Annotated in this window: 17 protein-coding genes; 14 read left to right on the top strand and 3 right to left on the bottom strand. The window is 45.9% G+C overall.

What is annotated here, in order from left to right; genetic code table 11:
• Positions 1-88 precede the first annotated feature (88 nt).
• Positions 89-787 carry an anaerobic ribonucleoside-triphosphate reductase activating protein gene (locus CC90_RS0114635; protein ID WP_330373236.1) on the top strand — a complete coding sequence of 233 codons (699 nt, stop codon included), beginning with the start codon at positions 89-91 and terminating at the stop codon, positions 785-787.
• Positions 788-853: 66 nt separating this feature from the next.
• Here CC90_RS0114635 and CC90_RS0114630 read toward each other — a convergent pair whose 3' ends face one another.
• Positions 854-1,318, bottom strand: a complete 465-nt coding sequence (locus CC90_RS0114630) for a hypothetical protein (protein ID WP_031391503.1) — start codon at positions 1,316-1,318, stop codon at positions 854-856.
• Between the two features lie 379 nt (positions 1,319-1,697).
• On the opposite strand from CC90_RS0114630, the gene CC90_RS0114620 reads away from it, so the two are divergent.
• From CC90_RS0114620 to CC90_RS0114575, 10 genes are all read left to right on the top strand, one after another.
• Positions 1,698-3,071 carry an ABC transporter substrate-binding protein gene (locus CC90_RS0114620; protein ID WP_031391502.1) on the top strand — a complete coding sequence of 458 codons (1,374 nt, stop codon included), beginning with the start codon at positions 1,698-1,700 and terminating at the stop codon, positions 3,069-3,071.
• Positions 3,072-3,186: 115 nt separating this feature from the next.
• Complete coding sequence (locus CC90_RS0114615) at positions 3,187-4,062, top strand: carbohydrate ABC transporter permease (protein ID WP_031391501.1); 876 nt, start codon at positions 3,187-3,189, stop codon at positions 4,060-4,062.
• Between the two features lie 17 nt (positions 4,063-4,079).
• Entirely contained in the window at positions 4,080-4,925 is an 846-nt protein-coding gene (locus tag CC90_RS0114610; protein WP_031391500.1) for a carbohydrate ABC transporter permease, read from the top strand.
• Between the two features lie 114 nt (positions 4,926-5,039).
• Entirely contained in the window at positions 5,040-6,848 is a 1,809-nt protein-coding gene (locus CC90_RS0114605) for a sensor histidine kinase (RefSeq protein WP_031391499.1), read from the top strand.
• Positions 6,849-6,864: 16 nt separating this feature from the next.
• On the top strand, positions 6,865-7,614 hold the full coding sequence (locus CC90_RS0114600; protein WP_031391498.1) for a response regulator transcription factor: 750 nt from the start codon (positions 6,865-6,867) through the stop codon (positions 7,612-7,614).
• 333 nt (positions 7,615-7,947) lie between these two features.
• Positions 7,948-9,444, top strand: a complete 1,497-nt coding sequence (locus tag CC90_RS0114595) for an ABC transporter substrate-binding protein (RefSeq protein WP_035315730.1) — start codon at positions 7,948-7,950, stop codon at positions 9,442-9,444.
• Between the two features lie 122 nt (positions 9,445-9,566).
• Positions 9,567-10,448, top strand: coding sequence for a carbohydrate ABC transporter permease (locus tag CC90_RS0114590; protein WP_031391496.1), 882 nt, complete (start codon positions 9,567-9,569; stop codon positions 10,446-10,448).
• 12 nt (positions 10,449-10,460) lie between these two features.
• Positions 10,461-11,339 (top strand): carbohydrate ABC transporter permease, encoded by an 879-nt coding sequence (locus CC90_RS0114585; RefSeq protein WP_031391495.1) that lies wholly within the window; start codon positions 10,461-10,463, stop codon positions 11,337-11,339.
• A 15-nt stretch (positions 11,340-11,354) separates the two neighbouring features.
• Complete coding sequence (locus CC90_RS0114580; RefSeq protein ID WP_031391494.1) at positions 11,355-13,661, top strand: glycoside hydrolase family 65 protein; 2,307 nt, start codon at positions 11,355-11,357, stop codon at positions 13,659-13,661.
• A gap of 5 nt (positions 13,662-13,666) precedes the next feature.
• The gene (locus CC90_RS0114575; RefSeq protein ID WP_031391493.1) at positions 13,667-15,898 is read left to right on the top strand and encodes a glycosyl hydrolase family 65 protein; all 2,232 of its coding nucleotides are present in this window, start codon (positions 13,667-13,669) and stop codon (positions 15,896-15,898) included.
• On the opposite strand, the gene CC90_RS0114570 is transcribed toward CC90_RS0114575, so the two are convergent.
• Complete coding sequence (locus CC90_RS0114570; protein WP_031391492.1) at positions 15,891-16,907, bottom strand: LacI family DNA-binding transcriptional regulator; 1,017 nt, start codon at positions 16,905-16,907, stop codon at positions 15,891-15,893. The genes CC90_RS0114575 and CC90_RS0114570 overlap by 8 nt on opposite strands.
• A gap of 117 nt (positions 16,908-17,024) precedes the next feature.
• Here CC90_RS0114570 and pgmB point away from each other — a divergent pair, with 117 nt between their 5' ends.
• The 3 genes from pgmB (at position 17,025) to CC90_RS0114555 (ending at position 19,966) form a co-directional block, all read left to right on the top strand.
• Positions 17,025-17,678 carry a beta-phosphoglucomutase gene (gene pgmB / locus CC90_RS0114565; RefSeq protein WP_031391491.1) on the top strand — a complete coding sequence of 218 codons (654 nt, stop codon included), beginning with the start codon at positions 17,025-17,027 and terminating at the stop codon, positions 17,676-17,678.
• Between the two features lie 79 nt (positions 17,679-17,757).
• Positions 17,758-19,332, top strand: coding sequence for a glycosyl hydrolase family 28 protein (locus CC90_RS0114560; protein ID WP_031391490.1), 1,575 nt, complete (start codon positions 17,758-17,760; stop codon positions 19,330-19,332).
• A 4-nt stretch (positions 19,333-19,336) separates the two neighbouring features.
• Positions 19,337-19,966 (top strand): discoidin domain-containing protein, encoded by a 630-nt coding sequence (locus tag CC90_RS0114555; RefSeq protein WP_031391489.1) that lies wholly within the window; start codon positions 19,337-19,339, stop codon positions 19,964-19,966.
• Between the two features lie 362 nt (positions 19,967-20,328).
• On the opposite strand, the gene CC90_RS0114550 is transcribed toward CC90_RS0114555, so the two are convergent.
• Positions 20,329-21,954, bottom strand: a complete 1,626-nt coding sequence (locus CC90_RS0114550; protein ID WP_031391488.1) for a SulP family inorganic anion transporter — start codon at positions 21,952-21,954, stop codon at positions 20,329-20,331.
• Positions 21,955-22,080: the final 126 nt, after the last annotated feature.

Here is a 22,080-nt window from a genome sequence, read left to right as displayed (position 1 = left end):
TACTTGGCTGCGAGAGTGTGTGAAACACACTTTTGTTCACGTTTGTATCTCCAGTAGCGGCATATATGAAAGGAGCAGAGTTATAATAATGATACGAATTCACGGTTTAAATAAAACGACTCTTTTAGACTACCCGGGGCATGTGGCAGCGACGATATTCCTTGGAAGATGCAATTTCAGGTGCCCCTTTTGCCATAACGGAGGCTTGGTTCTCAATCCTGACAGCCAGCCGCTTATACCCGAAGAGGAAGTACTCACCTTTCTGAAAAAACGAATCGGCATATTGACCGGCGTATGCATCACCGGCGGCGAGCCTACACTGGAGCCTGAGCTTTTACAGTTCATACGCAAGATCAAGGAGTTCGGCTACCTTGTAAAGCTGGATACCAACGGTTACAAGCCCGAAGTCATCGAGAAACTTTTGGCAGAAAACCTCCTCGACTATATCGCTATGGACGTAAAAAACAGTTTGGAGAAATATGGACAGACTGCAGGTGCAGAGCATATGGACACAGAAAAAATAAAAAGCTCCATTCAAATCATCATGAACAGCCGGATTCCATATGAACTGCGAACAACCGTAGTAAAGGAATTCCACACAAGACAGGATCTTCTCGACCTAGCAGAAGAAATAAAAGGAGCGAAAGCCTACTTCCTTCAAGGCTACAAAGACAGCGAGCAAGCCATTCAGCAAGGCTTCCACTCCTATGAAAAAGAAGAACTGGAAGAAATTGTGAAGATACTGCGTCCAATCATTCCCAATATACAACTCAGAGGAATAGACTGATAACATTACCATCCATTGACAAGGCTGCATACGGCTTAGGGCGTGCAAGACCTTGTCAATCGCTGTTCAATAATACTTTCGCCTGATTCGCCCCGTAAACCCATAGTCGATAATGACAGGCCGTCCATCAATAACTCCCCAGTTAACAGGCCTGCACAAATCGCTTATCAGCAAATTATATTTACGGGGAATATAGCTCAAATTATTCAACTGAAACAAATCCTTATTACTTTCCACGTGATAATAAGAGCGGATGGAAGCGAAGTTATAGACCGGCCCGGCCTTCTCCATAACCAGACACCGCCCATCCCGTGCCACATACAGAACCTTTGCAAAAGTATCCGACTCATCCATTTCGGAAATCATACATTCCACTTCATTCTGCGCATATCCCTTCACATTCCGGGCCACCTTAACCACAGTATCATTCCCTAAATCAAAAACTCTCCTCGCCGAACCCATTCCAAGCACCGGATAATCACCCATTCTTAAATGTTCATCTATTTCATCGAATTCAATCAACCCATTCATAAAAATGATTTCTCCACTATGCAAAATTTGTAATAAAAGCACTTATATTACTATAATATGCCCCCTCACCCCCAAAGCCACACCCTACCTCCACTGTACCCTCATATCAACTTAACCCCACTCTACGCCCATCTACTTCCACCAACTCCCACCTTCCTACTACTCCGCCATTCCCATAACCTCCCGCCCGCAACCTACCCTCACCCCTTTGCATTTCGGGGTAAACCCTTCTTTCCCCTCACAACCTCCCCATTCATCCCCCACCCCCAAATCCAAAAATAATCCACCTTTTTGAAAATCTGTTATCTGGAATAAGTAGTCTCCTGGTAATATACTTAAATCAGTCAATAAGATCACATAAAACAAAGGGAGGATTACAATGAAAAGAAAATTACTGGTAACGCTACTCACGACAGCCATGACGATCAGCATGCTCGCAGGCTGCGGCAGCACCGCATCTACGGAAGCTACGACTCCTGCAGCTGACACTGCAGCAGAAGAAACGGCAGCCCCCGCAGAAGAAACAGCAGATGCGGCGGACAGCACAGCATCTACAGATCCCGTCACACTGAAAGTTTTCTCCAACCTTCCTGACAGAAAGAACGGTCAGGGATTGATAGAACAAATGGTCATCGACGAGTACCTGGCTGCTAACCCCAATGTGACCATCGAAGTGGAAGCTCTCGATGAAGAAGCTTACAAGACGAAATTCAAAGCATATGCCATGGACGGTATGCCGGATGTAGTAAGCATCTGGGGACAGCCCTCCTTCTTGGATGATGTACTTAACGCAGGCGTTCTTGCAGAGCTGAATGAAGCAGATTATGCGGATTACGGATTTGTTTCCGGTTCCTTGGATGGCTTCAAGAAAGACGGAAAGCTTTACGGACTTCCGAGAAACACAGATATTATGGCCTTTTATTACAACCAGAAAATGTTTGAGGATAACGGTTGGAAAGTACCTGCTACCTATGACGAGTTGCTGGCGTTAGCGGATGATATCAACGCAGCAGGCATCGTGCCGGTAGCTATGGACGGAGGAGACGGATGGCCGATGGCGATTTACCTCACGGACCTGATCGTGAAAATTAACGGTACACATGGCGACATCGTTTCCGAAGCGATTGCAAACGCTGATTTTGCCAATCCGGTATTCAAACAAGCGACAGAACTTTTTGCACAGTCCGCTCAGGCAGGATTATTCCAGACAGGATATGATTCTCAGGATTACGCGACTGCGATGAATCTTTTTACCAACGGTCAGGCGGCGATGTTCTACATGGGAAGCTGGGAATCTTCCATGGCTCTCAATCAGGACATCAGCGAGGACATCCGCACCAATATCAGAGCTTTCACCATGCCTGTAGTTGACGGCGGAAAAGGTAAGGCTACGGATATCGCAGCATGGAACGGCGGCGGCTACGCAGTTTCCGCAAGCTCCGAGGTGAAGGAAGAAGCGATTAAATTCTTAAATTACTTATATCAGCCGGATAAATTATCCAAGTATGGCTGGGAAAATGGTGTTGGTATGTCCGCTCAGGACCAGACCGCTTACATGAGCGGCAGCGAGACCGAGCTGCAGAAGCAGTTCATGGATATCCTGAACAATGCTACCAGCGTTTCCGGAACACCTATTAATGACTGCGGACCTTCCGTATTCAAGACAGTGATGGAAAGCGAGATCCAGAATGCTTCCAACGGAACTACAAGCGCAGAAGATTTCCTCACTTCTATCGGAAATGCCTGCAAATAAAATAAACAAACAGTAAATGCCGGGTTGGCACATAAAGAATGATTTCTCTTCATGTGCCAACCCTGTTTAATAAAAAATGAATTTAAATGTTCAGCTAAAGACCGGAGGAATAGGAATGCAAAAACTATATAGCAATAAATTGGTAATATTTTCTTTGGTATTGCCCGGATTGCTGGTATTTCTCTTTGCGATACTGGCTCCCATATGCTTAAGCGTATACTATGGCTTTACATCGTATTCGGGGATGGGGCAGGCGGAGTGGATCGGATGGGAAAATTATAAGACACTGTTACGCGATGCGAATTTCGGGCGTTCCCTCACGAACTCCCTTCTTCTTGCCATAGGTTTTATTTTTATCCAGCATCCCATTGCTATAATAGTTGCGGCTGTTCTGGATAAGCTGCAGGGAAAGGCGGAAGGTGTATTTCGGTGCATTTATTTCATACCTAATGTTATTTCTGTAGCCGTTATCGCTTATCTATGGAAATTTATTTACAACCCGGATTTCGGTTTGCTAAATAATGCGCTAAGGGCATTGGGCTATCAGGGTAAAATTAACTGGTTCAGCAACGACACGGCTATTTGGTCCGTGTTAGTAGTACTCATCTGGCACGGCTTCGGCTGGGGCATGCTGATTTACTATACCGGAATCAAGAATATCGACCCCGTTCTATATGAGGCAGCCTCCATTGACGGAGCAGATCAGGTATCTACCTTTTTAAGAATCACCCTGCCTCTCATGAAGCCTGTCATTCAGGTAAATGTGACTATGGCCATTATCTCCGCCTTAAAACAGATGGAGACCGTATATCTGCTTACCAACGGAGGACCCGGCAACAGCACGCAGTTTGCGGCGAACTACTTATACCAGCAGGCATTCAAGGCCTTCCGCTATGGCTACGGAAACGCCATCGGTGTGGTGTTCATCATCATTTGCCTATTGGTAACAGTATTTTTGAATAAAATATTCGCAGACAGACAACCGGCATAGAAAGGGGCTGATACATAATGAAAGAAAAAAAGACGATAGGAAGTGCAGTAAAAAGAACTTTCTTATGGGTTATCCTCATTGCGGTGGCAGTCGTGCAGGTATTCCCGCTCATTTGGCTTTTGGATTTCTCTCTCGCCAGCAGCAATGAAATGTTTACCACCGGACTTTTGATCATACCAAAGAAAATCCAATGGGGCAATTACGTGAAAGCCTTTGTGGACGGACATTTTCTTTTGTATTTGAAAAATAGTATATTGATTAACGGCCTTGCTGTTTTATTGGTTATTTTCATCTCTATCATGGCGGCCTTTGCCTGCAAAAGAATGAAATGGAAGCTTGCCGGAGCAGTAAAGACTCTGCTGCTTATAGGCATGATGATTCCAATCCATGCAACACTTCTTCCTAACTACAAGATATACAACGCAATAGACTTGACGGATACTATCTGGGCTCTGCTCATTCCTTATGTGGCTTTTTCACTGCCGCAAGGATTATTCCTTATGACCAGCTTCTTAGAAGCGGTACCCGTAGAGTTGGAAGAAGCGGCGGTAGTGGATGGCTGCGGTATCTACCGCATCGTATTTGGGATTGTGACGCCCCTTCTTAAGCCATCTATCGCAACGGTAGCTATTATGACCTTCTTGAACAATTGGAACGAGTTCATAATGGCCAGCACCTATTTAAGCTCGCCCAAGTGGAAGACGCTTCCCTTCTCAGTATTGGAATTTACCGGACAGTATTCCTCCAATTATGCGGTGCAGTTCGCAGTCATGTCACTGACGGCGGCACCTGCAGTCATTGTTTACATCCTTTTGAACAAACATATCACAAAAGGGGTAGCCATGGGAGCGGTAAAAGGATAAACTAAAAGAAAGGAAAACGAAATGTATTCCTTACATTCGGCGGCAGGATGACGGAAGCCGCCGGGCATTGAAAGGACAATGGCAAGCATCATGATTAGGATAATAGAGACTGCGATGAAAAAAGTCGGTCGCCTGACGGTATATTTCAATATAAGGCAGAAAATTATTTTCTATGTGTATCTGGTAATCAGCCCGATACTTATATTAATTACTACCTTTATTCTGATCAGCAATTATAAAGATACGAAGAACCAGCAGATAGAAGCCGATAGCAACGTGGTAAGAAGTCTGGATAAGAGCATTACTGTTATCCAGACAGAATTATCCGATTTGTCGGTTTATATTTGTATTAACAGCGATATCGGTGCGATTCTCACAAGCAGTCATCCGGAGGAGCTCAACGAGGATTCCAGACTGTGGTATAACAGAGCGCCAATGAAAATTATTCTGGATATCATCGCCCTGAAGGGTTATATCAAGACGATGGCCATTTATCCGGAGAACGGTGTGAACGCTTACCTTCGCGGCATCGATTCCAGCGTACACCTTTCGGACATCGGGACGGTAAGGCAGACAGATACCTATAAAAAGGCAGTGGAAATGAGGGGAGATATCGTCTGGAAACGTGTAAGTCAGGGAACCGGCAGCATCTATCGGGCCAACTATACGGATAAAATCGTGATGTGCAGAGAAATATTCGATATGTCCAAAAAAGAAAAGCTAGGCTATCTGGTACTCGGAGTCAACGAGGAAAAGTATACTGATTTATGTAAAAATGCCATTCAGCAGGAAAATGAAGGTATCGTTATCCTAAGCAGCGAGGGCAGCGAGCTGACCCGTTACGGCACGGTGGATGAGAAAATCCTTTCTTATATATCCGGCGAGGAATATCTGAAGCAGGACCATAAGAAAAGAGCTGTTTACTTCGAGCACGACTCCTACAACGTATTTTGCAGCCAAGAGCAGAAAAAGGGAGTCATCGTCTGCAAGATGGTGCCTAAGAGCAACAGCGACAAGCAGCTTAACAACATTATCATAGCTCCCGTTTTAATGCTTATAGGAATGCTCGTAGGCCTCTGGCCGCTTCTGAAGCTGATTTCCAACATTATTTCCAGCCCCCTGCAGCGCCTCTGTGTGGCTATGGACAAATTTCAGGGAGGCGATTTCAATCAGCAGGTGGCAGTAGAATCCCAGGACGAAATTGGGGAAGTGACCGCTTGCTTCAATCAGATGGTTTTATCCATCAAGGAATTGATCGACCGCAATTATGTCATGGCACTGAGAGAGAAGGAGAGCGAGCTCAGCGCCCTTCAGGCTCAGATTAATCCCCACTTTTTATATAACACGCTGGATTCCCTTTACTGGCGTACCCAAAGTGAGGGAAATGAAGAGCTGGCAGAGGATATTCTGGCTCTTTCCCAGCTTTTCCGCCTTGTACTGGGGCAGGGGAAGGGTATCATATCTGTAGGAATGGAAAAAGAGCTTATCGCCAACTACCTTCATATACAGAAAATGCGTTTCAATAAACGTTTGGAATACGAAATTGATATAGACGAGGACATTATGGAGGAATCTATTCCTAAGCTTATTCTCCAGCCCTTCGTGGAAAATGCTATTATCCATGGCTTCGAGCATTCAGAAAAAGGAGGCTTTCTTAAAATAACCGGAAAGCGTCAAGAGAATAATTTAATCTTTTCCATCAGGGATAACGGAATCGGAATGACAGAGGAACAAATTGCCGCTATTTGGAATGTAGAGGATTCGAAACGTTATGTCGGGCAGAGGATCGGGCGATATGCGATCAAAAATGTAAGAGAGAGACTGGAACTGAAATATCGGGAGAATTTCAGTCTGACGATTACCAGCCGACCTTCGGAAGGCACCGAGGTCACTATTATCCTGATGAGTCCGGTACCTACATAAACAAAAGGAGAAAGTTATGGGTATAAAATTACTGGTCGTAGATGATGAAGATAACATCCGAAACGGAATTTCCAATTACATAAGGCTTCACAGCGACCGAATCGACCGTATATATACCGCATGCAACGGACAGGAAGCCATCGACTTGATTCTGCGTTATCGTCCGGAGCTGATGCTTCTGGACGTTCAGATGCCCGGAAAGAATGGACTGGAAGTCATGAAGGAGGCAAGTGAGCTGGAGATTCTTCCAGTTACCATTATTTTAAGCGGTTACGACGAATTCAGATACGCTCAGACCGCTTTGAAATATGGGGTAAAGGAGTATGTGCTTAAACCCTGCCGTTCTACAGAGATACTTCGTCTTGTCAACGAAGCGGTAGATTTGGTCCTCGGGAAGGAGAAGAAGGAAAGTGCCAGAGAGGATGTGACCGACAACTATCTCGTCAACCGGGCGGCGGAATACATCAAGGAGCACTATAACGAGAATCTCACCCTCGTCGGAGTAGCGAATCAGGTGGATATTACGGCGAGCTATCTTTCTGCGCTCTTTTCCGGAAGTATGGACTGCTGCTTCATAGATTATCTGAACGGAATAAGGGTAGAGCACGCCTGCTTTTATTTAAAGCAGAACCGGCTGAAAATATATGAAATTGCTTTTAAGGTAGGTTTTCACGATGAGAAATATTTTTCCAAGGTATTCAAGAAGATAAAAGGGGTGTCCCCTGCTCAGTTCAGAAAAGATGGAGCAATAGAGGAAATCATATGAAGGAAGTTCTTAATATGTTACAGTTCAACTTTTATCTGGAGGGTAACCATAAAACATATTAATTGTAAAAAGTGCACAAAGGTATAAACGCAAACATCTATATTTTGGATAAAAAAATTTGTTAGTATTGACGATGTTGTTAATATTGACAGCCAAATCTTTGAATGGTACAATAGGTTTAACGTTAAACTAATAAAAACTAATTACATTAAATATAGAATAGGCTTAAAAAGGGCGTTTATCAAAAATATGATGTAAGAAAATGTAAAAATATATAAATATTTGAAGTTTAACGTTAAACTATAAATGTAATTAAAGAAGGGAGAGCAAAAAATGAAGAAGAAAGCAGTAAAAAGAATTTTGGGCATTGTATGCTGTATGACATTAACGATGTCTATGCTTGCCGGATGCGGAAGCACCAGCGAAACGGCAGCTACGGAAGCGACGCAGGAAACCACGACGGCAGATGAAACGAAGACTGAAGCATCAGGTGAAGCAGAGGTGCAGGAACCTGCGGAAGCGGAACCGGTGGAAGTAACCCTTGGAATCTGGCCGGAGGATACTTTGGCGGATGATATCGCGATGCACGAAGGCTTTGTTGAGACGATGAAAACGAAGAATCCGAATGCTACATACACCCCGGCATATTACAAATATGCTACGGACACGTTCATGCCTATGGTAGAATCCGGCAACTGCCCTACCGTATTTGAGTCATGGTTCACAGAGCCCCAGAAGTTGATTGCCAGCAAGGCAGTTGCTAATATAACCTCCGAATTGGATGGAAAAGGATGGCTGAATTCCATGAATCCTTCCATCAAGGAATTATTGTCCGACAAGGACGGCAACATTTACGGAATTCCACGTGACGGCTATGCGCTGGGACTTATGTTGAATGTAGAGCTTTTCGAGGAAGCCGGTCTGGTGGATGCGGATGGTTATCCTCTTTATCCTAAGACGATGGAAGAGCTTGCACAGACAGCTAAGACCATCAAAGACAAGACCGGAGCAGCAGGTTTTGTATTGTTAGCAAAGGACGGAGCAGGCGGATGGCATTTTTCCAATATAGCATGGAATTTCGGTGCTACGCTCTGTATTGATAACGGTGACGGAACCTTTACCTCTAACTTGAACTCCCCGGAAGCCATCGAAGCGATGGAATTCGTGAAGTCTTTGAAATGGGATTATGACGTGCTTACCGCAGATCCTACCAACGAAGATTGGGGAACGGGCTTTACACAGCTTGGAACGGGCAATGCGGCTATGTATATTGCAGCTAACGATGCGGTAAACCAGCCTACACAGGTGAACGGACTTCCTGTAGACAAACTGGCGATGTGCGCGATTCCGGAAGGCCCCGGCGGTCAGTATTCCCTATTCGGCGGTACTCCTTATATGTTCTCTAAAGACGCGACTCCGGAACAGATCAACGCTGCTTTGGATTATATCGAAGTAATGGGCAAAGGCCCCTCTGTATCGGAAGATGCGATAGCCGGTATGCAGGCGGATGCTGAGAACAAATCGGCAGCAGGAGTTCCGGTTATTCCCAGATTCCCTTGCTGGACCGATCAGGCTATCCTGGATGCGGAAGCAAAAATCATCGAAGATTATGGCAATGTAGATACAAAGATGTTCCAGCCTTACTTTGATGCTACCTCTTCCGAAGGCCTTCGTTCCGAAGAGCCGGGCTTAACACAGGATATGTACAGTGAGCTCACCAAGGTGTTACAGTCTGTTATTACGGATAAGAATGCCGATGTAACGGCACTTATGAACACAGCGAACGACAACTATCAGAAGCTGCTTGATGATGCTAATTCGGCAAACTAAAGGAAATATAAAGGGAAGGTATTAACATAAAGCATAAAAACATGGAGAAAACCGCGAAAAACGGTTTTCTCCGGTTTCTATGATGGGAGCTTCCCACAAAAAGCGAGGAGGTGTTTCGCATAATGCGCAAACGTAAATCATTTAAAAAAAGAGACTTACTGGGCTGGCTTGTAATGCTTCCTACATTGCTGTTATTTGCTTTTTATGTATGGGAGCCGCTGTTAGAGAACGTCAGACTGTCCATGTTCAGCGCAGTCAGATACGAGCTGCAGGAATTTGTAGCCTTCGATAATTACATAAAGGTAATCAACAACCCGGATTTCATAGCGGCATTTAAGAATACGTTCAGCTATACGCTATGGTCCTTAGTCATAGGATTTTTGGTGCCCATCGCATTGGGCATATTAATTTCGGAGACCGTGAGATTTAAAGGTCTTTTCAGAGTAGGAATTTACTTTCCCAATATTGTCCCCGGCCTGGCGACCGTATGGATTTGGAGCTTTTTCTTCAATCCGGGCAAGACGGGAGTTTTGAATATAATTTTATCGAAGTTTGGAATTGATCCTCAGCTTTGGCTTACCAATCCTCATTGGACGATTCCTCTCATCATCATTACCCTGACGTGGAAAAGTGCCGGAGCCACAGCTCTCATCTATATGGCGAATATAAGCAGTATCAGCCCGGATCTGTACGAGGCGGCCACTATAGACGGAGCGGGTATCAGGCAGAGAATCAGGCATATTACCCTTCCCAGCGTTTTTTCGTTGGCGAAGACGCTGCTGCTGTTGCAGATTATATCGGTGTTCCAGATTTTGTACGAGCCTATGGTTATGACTAATGGCGGACCGAACAACGCGAGCATTTCGCTGATGATGCTCATGTATCGCTATGCATTCCGCGACTTTGACTTCCCGTCAGGTGCAGCGCTGTCCGTTATGATTTGTATTGTACTCATCATACTCAGCGGTATTTATACGGTTGCAACGAGAAAAAAAGAAGATTAGGAGGGAGAGGATATGTTGTTTCAAAGCTATACGGATAAAAAAGACGGTGCCATCAGAGGCTATGATATCAAATCTCCCAAGGTAAAAGTCCTTGCGGCTGTTATATTGCTGATGTGCTTTTTGATTGTTCTCATCTGCGTGTTTCCTGCAATATGGGTTATGCTGGCAGGGTTTAAGGACATTAAGGAATTTACAAGAAACGCTACTATTTGGCCTACTGCCTTCGATTTTGAAAAATTCCGGGTTACGTGGAAGGCTTTTAAATTCGGAAAGTATTATTTCAATTCAGCAATTGCTGTAGGCGGAAGTACCATATGTGCAGTTATTTTCAACGGACTTCTGGCTTATGGATTCGCCGTGCTGAAGCCCAAGGGCTATAAGGTCGCATGGGCGTTGGTCATGTGGAGCCTGCTCATTCCGGCTACCACCAGTATCGTAGCTGTAATAAGAAATATAAGCCTGATAGGACTTAAGGGAAGTTTTATTCCGATTTGGCTGGCTTTCGGTGCGAATGCGTTCTATGTAGTATTGTTCAAGGAATTTTTCGAGGGGCTTCCATCGGAACTTTTGGAGGCTGCGAGGCTGGACGGCTGCGGCGTGCTGCAGGTGTTCATAAGAATAATGCTCCCTCTTAGTAAGCCCATTATCATGGTAGTTGCTATATTTGCGGTTACAGCGGCTTGGTCGGATTTCCTTTTCCCATATCTGGTGTTGAACGGCTCGGGAAAAGAAACGGTTATGGTGAAGCTCTTCGCCTTCAAAGATACGCCGACAGATGCGGTAAGCGTTTTGCGGGCAGTAGTATTTTCCATCATACCTCCCACTGTATTGTTTGCGATTTTCCAGAAGCAGATTACTGACAGCGCGGCGGCTGGCGCCGTAAAGGGATAGGAGACGGGTGAATATATGGCTAAATTTGCAGATAAATATTTTCTTGCTGACGCATGGAAAATTATAGAGGATGGTTTTGACCCGGAGTACGGTGAGGTGGCGGAGTCGGTATTCTCCCAGGCGAACGAATATATGGGAGTGCGCGGCTATTTTGAGGAGGGCTATACCGGCGCGCATATGCAGGGAAGCTATTTTAACGGCATATACGAAGAGAAAAAGCAGGGAAGCCAAGGCTATAAGGGTGTGGTCGATACTACGGAATTCATGGTGAACGCTGTGGACTTCCTCTATACGAGAATCAACTTGGATGGGGAAACACTGGATATCGGGACATGTAATATAAGTTCTTTTAAAAGAACGCTGGACATGAAATCCGGCCTTCTCACCCGTTCCTTCTTATGGGAGACGAAAAGCGGAAGGAAGCTGGAACTGGTATTTGAAAGACTTCTTTCCATGAAGAAAAATAAAATAGCGGTGCAGAGAATAACAGCAAAGGCATTGAATTTTGACGGAGATGTGACAGTTGTGTCAGGTTTGGATTTTGACACCGTCCATCAATCGGCAAAGGAATCTCTTTGGAAGTGCAGAGGTCAGAAGGCTGAAGACTCCCGTTTGGCGATTCTGGGTGAGACGGTGAGAACCGGACAGCATGTATATTCTTCCTGCTACATAGATACGGAAAGCGGTGAAAAACCTGCCGTCTCGTCAATCATCGGGGAAAAGAGGGTTGCCATAGAGCTGGTAATAAGGCTTGATCGAAAAAAAGCAGTTACTGTAACAAAAAAAATATATAACGCAGTACATAAGAACGGGAGCATAGAATCTTTTTTATCCCTGTGCGATAACGGGAGAAAAGAGCTGGAAGACGTAAGCTTCGAGGGAGTGCTTCAAGATAACATCTGCTGGTGGAAAAATGTATGGAGGAAAGCAGACATTACCATCGAAGGAGATGAGTGGAACCAGCAGGGCATCCGCTTTTGCATCTTTCAAATGTTCCAGACCTATCACGGAGCAGCGGCGGGCACGAACATTGGAGCTAAGGGGCTGACCGGAGAGGCTTACAACGGGAATGCCTTCTGGGATACGGAAACGTATTGCCTTCCGTTTTTCCTGTTCAATGATGTGCAGGCAGCTAAAAATCTGCTTATGTTCCGTTATCTGACGTTAAAGGAGGCGAAGGAGAGGGCAGCAGATCTGGATTGCAGAGGCGCCTTTTATCCGGTAGCCACCATCAGCGGAAAGGAATGCTGCAATCTCTGGCAGCACGCCAGCTTACAGCTTCAGGCTTCCACTGCGGTGGCATACGGCATATGGTTCTACGAGAAGCTCACCCAGGACATAGAATTTCTCATGGAGTACGGCATGGAAATGCTCATAGAAATATGCAGGATGCTGGCGGATAGGGGGGGCTTTACCGAAGATAGGAAGAAGTTCGGATATTATGGAGTTATGGGGCCTGACGAGTTCCAGATGATGGTAAATAACAATTGTTATACCAACTATATGGCGAAGTTCACGTTCTCCTATACTTTGTCCGTCTGCCGGAGGCTAAAGGAGGAGAAACCGAAGGAGATGGAAGCTCTCTGCCTGAAAAGGAATCTGACTGAGGAGGAATGCCGGGAATGGAAAGAGATGGAAGAGAATATGTTCCTTCCCTTCGATGAGAAGACGGGAATTTACGAACAACACGAGGGGTATTTCAAGCTTCCGCACGTGGATGTGGATCATATACCGGTTGAAGATTTCCCGCTTTATAATCATTGGTCGTATGACAGAATCTATCGCAATGACATGATCAAACAGCCGGATGTGCTGATGTTCATGCTTCTGCTCAATTCCGCCTTCGGGGAGGATATCCTTCGGGCTAACTATGAGTTCTACGAGCCCCGATGCATTCACGAGAGCTCCTTGTCGCCGTCGGTGCATTCCATTTTAGCATCGCAGCTCAAGAAGCACGAGGAGGCTTACCGTTTCTTCCAGTTCGCGACGAGGATGGATCTGGATAATTATAACCGAAACAGCAGCGAAGGGCTTCACACTACCTCCATTGCAGCAGCATGGATGAATATCGTCTACGGCTTCGGAGGGCTTCGCTCGGACGGAGAAAATATAAGCCTTTGTCCTTCGATGCCGAAGCAGTGGAGGAGCTATTCTTTCCGCATCGGCTATAGGGAAGATGTCCTCTTGGTGGAAGTGGATGGGGAAAAGGTATGCTTATCCACCTTAGAGGGAAAGGCCATCGATATCGATTTATATGGGGAATTGGTTGCGGTAGGCAAAGAACCGAAGGAAATTACAGTTCCCGCCGCATGGAGAGGATAGAGGAGATGGATTGGAATATAAGGAAAAAAGGATATGATCCGGAGGAAATTACGTGGTCCGGCAATCGATTTTTGATAGGCAATGGATATATGGGAATCCGGGGAACCCTGGAGGAATACCGAAAGGAGCAGCTTACTGCGGTGAATCTGGCCGGAATCTACGATAAGGTAGGAGATGGATGGAGAGAGCCTTTGAATGCTCCAAACGGCCTGTATACCTACTTGAAGGTAGATGGGACCATGTATAGACTGCCCGAAAAGGAGCCGCAAAAGCATGAGTGCGAGCTGGATTACCGCCATGGTATCTTCAGACGGGAGACGCTCTTTCGAACGCCCAGAGGGAATGTGGCGGTAAGGAGTGAGAAATTTGCGGATGCTGTGAACGTACATAGAATCGGACTGCGCTATACCGTTACGGCAGATTTTCACGCGGATGTGGAAATTGTAACGGGAATTGATGGTGACGTATGGGACATTCATGGTCCCCATTACGATGCTGTAGAATTTCAGGAAAAAGACGGGATATTAAGCGCCGAAGCAATTACCCATGAGAAGGGGGAAAGGGTATGGGTATCCGAACGCTGCGCGTGGAATTTTCCGGCGGAGGTGAAGCTTAAGCAGGAGGAGAATGAGATCCTGAGAAGAATTATCTTCGTGACAGACTGTAATACAGACTATACCGTGGAAAAATGGGTGAGTGTTTATACGAGTGCGGATATCGGCGGATGTGAAAAAGGCATTGATAAGGAGAACCCTATTTGTAAGGATGAAGCCTTTTATAGGGACGAGGCTTTTTATAAAGCAGCAACAGGCTGTCTTATGCAAGACTACGAAGAAGCAAAAAAGAAACATACTGACTGTTGGGAAAAGAGATGGGATCACTGCGAAGTGTACATTGAAGGGGACGATGCCGCCATGGAGGCGCTGAATTATTCGCTGTACCATCTGCACTGCATTGCGCCGCGCCACAAAGAGGGCTTATCCATAGCTGCGAGGGGGCTTTCAGGACAGACGTATAAGGGGGCGGTATTCTGGGATACGGAAATGTTTATGCTGGACTTTTTCCTGAATACCGAGCCGGAGGTTGCCAAAAGTCTTATGAAATACCGCATCGATACTCTGCCCGGAGCGAGAAAAAAGGCGAAGCAATACGGATATGAAGGAGCCTTCTACGCTTGGGAGAGCCAAGAAGGCGGATTTGATGCATGCAGCGACTATAATGTGACAGACGTGTTTACCGGCCGTCCCATGCGCACTTTTTTCCGGGATAAGCAGTATCATATTTCCTCGGCAGTAGTATACGGAATCATGCGGTATACAGAAATGACCGGAGATTATTCGCTGTTAAGAGAAGGCGGCGCCGAAACTGTACTGGAATGTGCTAAGTTTTACTACAGTCTGTTATACAAGAGGGTAGGCGGGGATCGGTATGAGATTCTCGATTGCATCGGCCCCGACGAGTATCATGAGAGAATTAACAACAACGGATATACCAACCGCATGGCGAAATACACCTTCGAAAGTGCGGTGAAGACGGTAAGCCTGTTTATGGAAGGGACTATTGGCGCGGGTAAGACAAACGAAGCAGATCTTTCTTCTTTGGAAACGAAGTATAAGGACGCAGCGGAGAAAATATATATTCCGCAGCCGGATGAAAACGGAATCATAGAACAGTTTGAGGGATATTCCCAACTCGAAGATGTAACGGTCAAAGAGGTGGAGGAACGGCTGCTTCATGAAAAAGAATATTGGGGCGGGGCTTACGGAGTAGCATCTCATACGAAAGTAATCAAGCAGGCGGATGTGGTGACGTGGCTGAATTTGTTCCCGGAGGATTTTCCGGAAGATACTTTGAAGAAGAACTGGGATTATTATGAGCCCCGCACGGAGCATGGCTCTTCCTTAAGCGCCTGCATGTATGCCATACTGGCATGTCGCCTCGGAATGCCGGAGAAGGCTTACCCTTTCTTTTTGAAATCCGCTTCCGCAGATTTGGCGGGAGGAGGCAAAGAATGGGCCGGCTTGGTCTACATAGGAGGCACCCATCCGGCAGCGGCGGGAGGCGCCTATATGACGGCAGTCAAAGGATTTGCCGGAATGTATATCGAGAATGGAGCAATAAAAATAAATCCTCACCTTCCTGATACATGGAAGAAGATGAGGTTTCAGATTCATTATTCAGGAAAGGAATACCGGATAGAGATTACGAAGGACGAAGCGGTAATCCTCCCTATGTGAGCAGAGAACGTACGCTCTCGCGCTCAACTAATGAGGTGGGCAGAATGAGGTGGTCCTCTTCTGCCTCATTTCCTTCTAAGAGCTGGAGCATCATATTTACGGCAAGGCGACCCTTCAAATTGATGTCCTGATGGACCGTAGTGAGAGGCGGTGTTACCATCTGGCATAGACTGATGTCGTCGAAGCCAACGACAGAAATGTCATCAGGAATTCGTTTTCCCCGTTCCCGCAGACCGGTCATGATTCCGGCAGCCATAACGTCGGCAGTGGCGACCACAGCGGTAATATCCGGGTGACGGCAAATATCCTCGCTCACTAAGCGGCAGGAGGCCACATCCATTTCCTGAACGAAGACGAGAGATTTGTCGAAGGGAATATTTGCCTCGGTCAAGGCTGCTTTATAGCCGAGGAAACGCTCCTGAAGAACTCCGCCGTCTTTGATATCGGGAGAAGCGAAGGCAATCCTTCTATGACCGCGCCCGGTCAAATATTTAGTAATGTTATAGCTGCCCTTAAAGTCCTCCAGGCCGACATTGCATAAGGAGCTCTGGTTCGTATAGCTGTCGATAAGGACGATGGGAATGTGAAGATTTGAAAGGACGTCGAAAAAGTGATCCTTGAATATGCCGGTAAAAAACAGCCCGTCCACATTCCAGTTGCGCAGAAATGCCAACAGCTCTTCGGAGGTCTCGATGGTGCGCAGCATTAAATAATATCCGTTTTCTCGAAGCGCCTGCTCAATGGCACCGATAGATGCGGAATGAAAAGGGTCTTCCATAAAATTGGAATCCTTGCGGGTGATGACGTGATTCACGAACCCTATCACCTTGGAGGAGTTGGATACGAGGGAACGTGCCGACATATTCGGAATATATCCCAGTTCCTTGATTGCAGTATTTATTTTTTCTATGGTGTCCGCGGATACCCGGTTATCTTTGCCGTGTATCACATTGGAAACGGTGGTGCAGCTCACCCCGGTAACGCGGGCAATATCTCTTATTGTAGCCATATACGACGACCCTTCTATATTTCTTAGGTTTATTAGTTAAGGTTTAACCTTAAACTAATTCGATTCTAACATAAAAACAATAAAAAAACAAACGGTAAGAAAGGCATGGTTATTCATATGATTAAAGGAGTTATTTTTGACCTGGACGGAGTGCTGGTATCTACGGATGAACTGCATTATAAGGCGTGGAAGAAGCTGGCACAGGAAATCGGTATCGCTGATTTTAAAAGAGAGGATAACGAGAAGCAGCGGGGGGTGAGCAGAATGGAATCCCTGCAGATCGTTCTCGATAAAGGAAATAAAAGCTATGCGGAAGAAGAGAAAGAGGAACTTGCGGAACGCAAGAATAATTATTATAAGGAAATGCTTGAGGAACTAAATGACAGTGCCGTTTTGCCGGGGGCGCTTGAGACCATAAGGCTGTTAAAGGAAAAGGGCATTATGACTGCAGTAGGCTCGGCGAGCAAGAATGCGCCCGATATCTTGAAGAGAATCGGCTTGCTGACCTATATGGATAAGATAAGCAGCGGCTTGGATACTACCCGTTCCAAACCGGATCCGGAGGTGTTTCTCGTGGCAGCGGATAAGCTGGGACTTCCTCCGCAAGACTGTCTCGTAGTAGAGGATTCCGCGGCTGGGGTTCAGGCGGCGAAAGCTGCAGGCATGAAGGCACTCGGTGTAGGGCCCTATTATCTGAGCCTGGGTGCAGATTATATGGCTGAGAACCTGACAGCATCCATTAACTGGGAGAGCGTGCTTGGTAAGATGTGAAAAGAAATACTAAGTCAGCATAGCACAAGGGCTGAGAAGTTTGAAGTTTCATAGTGGAGATTGAATGAGGAGGGAAGGTATGAAAAATAAAAAACGGGTTTGGGCAGTTGTGCAAATCGTTGTGGGGGCGGTATTTGTGGTTGGAATTTTGGGGACTGCTGCGGATATCGGATTTAAGAAGAAAGAAAGTGCGGAGGAGAAAATGTTGAAAGAATCTGCTTTGGTTTTGTATGAGGGGCCTAAGTCCTTGAAGGATGCTTCGGAGGAGGATTTGAAGAATACCTCGGAAGAAGGGCGGGATATGGCGCTTATGCATTGTACGGATACAAAAGTGCGCGTAAACGGATATGAGTGCTATGTATATGACACTAATGTCAATCACACGAGACAGTGGGTGGAAAATTACCTGCCTCCCTTGTCGAGGACACCGGTAGCTTATTTCGATTTCGAAGGTGCAGCTAAGATAGAAGTCGAAGTACCGGGCAGAGAAATTGATTCGGTGAAAATAAGTCCGCTTTCTTCCGGCATAGAAGCCGAAATCGATAAAGAGGCGCATACGGTAAGCTTTTTGGTGACAAAGCCGGATAATTATACGGTTACTTTCAACGATGCGCCGGAACGCGCAGTGCATATATTTGCAGGAAGTATAGAAACGGATAAGCCGGATATTGACGATGAAAAGGTCATCTACATAGGACCCGGCGAATGGAATATAGAATCCATCGTACCGGAAGACGGACAGACGATTTATTTAGCCGGCGGTGCAGTAGTACATGGAGTGATAAACGCCAACTATGGAAAGGATATCACGATTACGGGAAGGGGTATCATCGACTGTTCGAACTTAAGCGGCTGGAAGGGAAAGGAAGCGTATATCCCTCTGAAATTCGACCACTGCAGCAATATTAAAATTAAAGATGTCATCGTCTTAAATCCCAATGCGTGGGTATGTCAGGCTTTTGATTCCCGGGGCGGGGAAATTGACGGAGTGAAAATCATCTCAGCAAGGCCAAACGGCGACGGAATCAGCCTGCAGTCCTGCAAGGATTATACGGTGACCAACTGTTTCATACGTTCATGGGACGATTCCCTCGTAGTAAAAAATTATGATGAAAACACAGAAAATATCCGGTTCGAGAATATCCAGCTATGGACCGATCTGGCGCAGTCCATGGAAATAGGATATGAAACCAACAAGGGACAAAAGGAAAATGCAGAAATAAGGAATGTAACATTTCAAAATATTACGGTGCTGAACAATTTCCATAAGCCTGTGATATCCATTCACAATGCGGATGATGCGCTGGTGACCGAAGTGCTTTTTGAGAATATCGTGGTGGAGAATGCCCAGATGGGAAGCGGAGATGGGGATGAGATGCCCTACCTAATCGATATACACATCGCTCAAAATGGAAACTGGTCCAGTACCAGGGAACGGGGAACCATCGAAGATGTGGTCATAAATAATGTGACAGTGTTGTCAGGAAAAGAAAGTCCTTCCAGAATCAAAGGCTTTGACGGCGAACATAAAATCAAAAATGTTCAAATCTCCAATATTGAGATTCTTGGTAAGAAAATTAACAGCTTCGAGCAAGGCGGCTTCCAATTAGACGAGTCGACCACGGAAAATATAAGTATATCAGAGGGGGAGTGACGGTATGAAAAAAGGAGGAATAATAGCACTCACCCTTATGCTGGTATCATGGGCTGTTCTCTTCATTTACGATATGCGTATAGGTGAAAAAGAAGCGGTGAAGATGCCTGAAACGAACGTGACAATAGTGGAGGCTCCGGAGCAATCGGCGCCTATGGAGCATGAAGCCTTTCTGAAAGAAGAATATATTTCACAGGTGCCGGAGGGAGATAACCTTGCACTGGAGGGAAAAATCGAAGCAAGCGGATTTGCGGACGTTTACGTACCGAAGAAGGCCATTGACGGCAAGACTGCCGGCCCCTCCTATTGGGAGGGAGACGGAAACAGCTACCCGGATATCCTCACCTTGGAGCTGGCTCAGACGGCGGGTATCCATGCGGTAAGGGTAAGTTTGTGCCCGCAGAAGATATGGGGAAAGCGCACACAGGAATTCGCGGTGAGAATAAGTGAAGATGGAATAAACTACGAAGAGCTGATTCCGCTTCAGGCATATGACTTCGATCCTGACAGGGGAAATGAAGCAATACTGAACTTTGAAGAGACGGATGCCAAATATATAGAACTGGAATTTACCTCTAATACAGGGGGAGCAGGAGCGCAAGTGGCGGAATTTGAGGTATATGGATCATATTGATAAAATGTTAATTTTTTTTAATTTTTACTTTATAAATGCTTGGGAAAGTTTATATCTTTTTTAAGAACTATACACATGGAAGACACATTTATCCTTTAAGATGTACTTAGATGGTTGAAGAACTCACTATTTGAATTCACTATCTCCCCCTCATAAGAAAATAAAGAAAAAAGCTCCGTGCAAACGGAGCTTTTTTCTTGTAATAGGAAAGTGCTCCTATTACAAGAAAAAATGGATGCGCAGCTACGCACGCGGAACAAAAGCTGTGCTGCCGAAGTAATTGGCCGCGAGAGTGCGTGAAGCACACTTTTGTTTTTGTCATTTTCATTTTTTACAACATGTGAGCTGTAAAATGTGGTAAATTAATTATGTAAAAGTGCGCGTTCCACGCTCCAGTAAAAGTTCTCTTTACCCACCATTTCATAAATGCCGGAGCGATGGAGCATAGTCATGGTCTTATTGGGAACACCGCATAGGATGATTTTCTTCCCTTGATTTTGCAGGGAGGTCAGCACGTGCATGAATGCTATGGCCCCCGAAATATCCATATAGGAAACTCCTCTCATGGACAGAAGCACCGTATTGTAGTCCTCTGCATGATGTTCCATATCTTCGATATGCTGGGTGTTAGCAAAGAGCACGGAGCCGGTGAGATAAGCAACAATGGCATTCTCATACCTTTTCGCAAGAGTGGCGTCGGTGTTGTGGACGCGGTTCATATCCACTTCTTCGTAGTTAATTTCGATATTGGACAGACGGTTTACCAGGAGAATCAAAGCGGTAATAATGCCTATCATAATAGCAGTTGTAAGGTCGAAGACGATAGTAGCCCCCATGGTGACCGTGTATTTCATAGAAGCGCCTTTAAATTTGTGGGTGATAATGTATTTGATTTCTTCCCAGTCATTCATGCGGAAAGCGGTGACCATAAGCACTCCTGCGAGAGCCGGCAAAGGTATCTTAGCCATGATGGGACCGAGCACGAGCATGAAGGCGAGAAGCCCCAGCGCATGAAAGATTCCGGTAAGGCGCGTGCGTGCACCTGATTTCAAGGCGACACTGGTGCGGGCGATGGCAGCCGTGGCCGGGATGCCGCCGAAAAAAGGAAGGATTATATTGCCGATACCCTGGGCTACCAGTTCCTGGTCGCTGTTTAAACGCACATTAGCCATTTTGCCTGCACTTGCGCCGCACAGAAGACTTTCGATCATGCCCAGCATGGTGATGCTGACGGCGGGTCCGAGCAGGCCTTTGATATTTTCCATATTCAAGGAGCTCAAGGTAAAGCGGGTTTCCAGAAAAAGAGTCTTAGGGATAGCGCCCACCGTTGCCACATCCATATGCAGTGTGATAGACAGGACGGTAGCGAGTATAATACTAAGGAAGGAAGCCGGAATTACAGCGTTCCATTTCTTAGGAAAGAAAATCATGAACACAATGACAAGCAGCCCGAGTAGGGCGGATTCCATATGAATGGGAAAGCCCAGACGCCCATAGCTTAGCAGCTTGGAAATCGTACCCGTACCCTTGGAGGTCACACCGAAGAAGTTATCGATTTGCCCGAGAGCGATGATTACCGAGATGCCCGAGGTGAAACCGGTAATGACGGGAGCAGGAATCAGGCTGGTCAACCTGCCTATATGGAAGATTCCGCAGAGTACAAGGAGGATACCGGAAATAAAAGCGGCGATAAAGACTCCTTGTATGCCGTATCTGGCAATGATGGATATCAGTATGGCAGCCATAGCTCCGGTAGGTCCTGATATTTGGTAGAAGCCGCCGGAAAGAGCCCCGATGACCAAACCGGCAACGATAGCAGTTACCAGACCGGCTGCCGCAGTGGAACCGCTGCTGACACCGAAGGCGAGGGCAAGGGGAAGCGCCACGGCAGCAACAGTTAAGCCGGCCATCAGATCCTGCATGAGAGCAGTCCCGTTGTATCCTTTGAATTCGTTCTTTAATTGTGCAGTATAATTTTTGATTAACATTTCATCCTCCGTAAGGAAAATATTAAGGTAAATGATTGCTATTCACAATTGCTATGAACAGCAATGCTGTAAATAGTAACGATAAAAGTGACAGATAAAGAAAGCTATAGTTAGCTCACGAAAAAT

The organism is Kineothrix alysoides, assembly GCF_000732725.1.
Classification (GTDB): Bacteria; Bacillota; Clostridia; order Lachnospirales; family Lachnospiraceae; genus Kineothrix; species Kineothrix alysoides.
Note: the sequence above shows the minus strand (reverse complement) of the source record. Positions and strands in the feature narration are given on the sequence as shown.

Excerpts from the sequence above, each read along its gene's own strand:
- CC90_RS0114635 (WP_330373236.1), top strand. The coding sequence starts at position 89 with ATGATACGAATTCACGGTTTAAATAAAACGACTCTTTTAGACTACCCG.
- CC90_RS0114630 (WP_031391503.1), bottom strand. The coding sequence starts at position 1,318 with ATGAATGGGTTGATTGAATTCGATGAAATAGATGAACATTTAAGAATG.
- CC90_RS0114620 (WP_031391502.1), top strand. The coding sequence starts at position 1,698 with ATGAAAAGAAAATTACTGGTAACGCTACTCACGACAGCCATGACGATC.
- CC90_RS0114615 (WP_031391501.1), top strand. The coding sequence starts at position 3,187 with ATGCAAAAACTATATAGCAATAAATTGGTAATATTTTCTTTGGTATTG.
- CC90_RS0114610 (WP_031391500.1), top strand. The coding sequence starts at position 4,080 with ATGAAAGAAAAAAAGACGATAGGAAGTGCAGTAAAAAGAACTTTCTTA.
- CC90_RS0114605 (WP_031391499.1), top strand. The coding sequence starts at position 5,040 with ATGAAAAAAGTCGGTCGCCTGACGGTATATTTCAATATAAGGCAGAAA.
- CC90_RS0114600 (WP_031391498.1), top strand. The coding sequence starts at position 6,865 with ATGGGTATAAAATTACTGGTCGTAGATGATGAAGATAACATCCGAAAC.
- CC90_RS0114595 (WP_035315730.1), top strand. The coding sequence starts at position 7,948 with ATGAAGAAGAAAGCAGTAAAAAGAATTTTGGGCATTGTATGCTGTATG.
- CC90_RS0114590 (WP_031391496.1), top strand. The coding sequence starts at position 9,567 with ATGCGCAAACGTAAATCATTTAAAAAAAGAGACTTACTGGGCTGGCTT.
- CC90_RS0114585 (WP_031391495.1), top strand. The coding sequence starts at position 10,461 with ATGTTGTTTCAAAGCTATACGGATAAAAAAGACGGTGCCATCAGAGGC.
- CC90_RS0114580 (WP_031391494.1), top strand. The coding sequence starts at position 11,355 with ATGGCTAAATTTGCAGATAAATATTTTCTTGCTGACGCATGGAAAATT.
- CC90_RS0114575 (WP_031391493.1), top strand. The coding sequence starts at position 13,667 with ATGGATTGGAATATAAGGAAAAAAGGATATGATCCGGAGGAAATTACG.
- CC90_RS0114570 (WP_031391492.1), bottom strand. The coding sequence starts at position 16,907 with ATGGCTACAATAAGAGATATTGCCCGCGTTACCGGGGTGAGCTGCACC.
- pgmB (WP_031391491.1), top strand. The coding sequence starts at position 17,025 with ATGATTAAAGGAGTTATTTTTGACCTGGACGGAGTGCTGGTATCTACG.
- CC90_RS0114560 (WP_031391490.1), top strand. The coding sequence starts at position 17,758 with ATGAAAAATAAAAAACGGGTTTGGGCAGTTGTGCAAATCGTTGTGGGG.
- CC90_RS0114555 (WP_031391489.1), top strand. The coding sequence starts at position 19,337 with ATGAAAAAAGGAGGAATAATAGCACTCACCCTTATGCTGGTATCATGG.
- CC90_RS0114550 (WP_031391488.1), bottom strand. The coding sequence starts at position 21,954 with ATGTTAATCAAAAATTATACTGCACAATTAAAGAACGAATTCAAAGGA.